The sequence below is a fragment of the Pseudomonas sp. GW822-FHT03F08 genome (assembly GCF_058801265.1).
The window spans coordinates 1-704 of record NZ_JBXANC010000021.1; the positions used below are offsets into that span (position 1 = coordinate 1).

Genomic DNA, 704 nt, shown 5'->3' on the forward strand with positions numbered 1-704 from the left:
GTTGACGGCAGATTCTGGAGGCCTATAATTCGCCCCACTTCCGGCGCAGTCGAAACGGAAAACTCCTTGAAACTCAATGAGTTACGCAGTTTTCGACAGCGGCTTGCTTCAGATCATCGAAGCCTGGAAGGAGTTGAAAGAGTGGTGATGTTTGGCTCTTTTGACGTTTCGATCTTCTCGGTCGAAAGCGGAGAAAAAGAGGTGTTGACAGCAGCGTGTAACGCTGTAGAATTCGCCTCCCGCTAACGAGAGATCGGAAGCGCAAGTGGTTGAAGTTGTTGAGGAATTCTTCGAAAACTTCTGAAAATAATCACTTGACAGCAAATGAGGCTGCTGTAGAATGCGCGCCTCGGTTGAGACGAAAGATCTTAACCAACCGCTCTTTAACAACTGAATCAAGCAATTCGTGTGGGTGCTTGTGGAGTCAGACTGATAGTCAGAAAGATTATCAGCATCACAAGTTACTCCGCGAGAAATCAAAGATGTAACCAACGATTGCTGAGCCAAGTTTAGGGTTTTCTCAAAACCCAAAGATGTTTGAACTGAAGAGTTTGATCATGGCTCAGATTGAACGCTGGCGGCAGGCCTAACACATGCAAGTCGAGCGGATGAAGGGAGCTTGCTCCTGGATTCAGCGGCGGACGGGTGAGTAATGCCTAGGAATCTGCCTGGTAGTGGGGGACAACGTTTCGAAAGGAACGCTA

Annotated in this window: 1 protein-coding gene and 1 rRNA gene; both read left to right on the plus strand. The window is 48.2% G+C overall.

Annotation, left to right across the window (positions count from 1 at the left end; all coding sequences use genetic code 11):
• Window positions 1-246: hypothetical protein (locus AC1RME_RS29520; protein WP_493092123.1), on the plus strand; the 246-nt coding region annotated here is incomplete at its 5' end.
• A 293-nt stretch (window positions 247-539) separates the two neighbouring features.
• Window positions 540-704, plus strand: a 16S ribosomal RNA gene (locus AC1RME_RS29525); the annotation flags it as partial.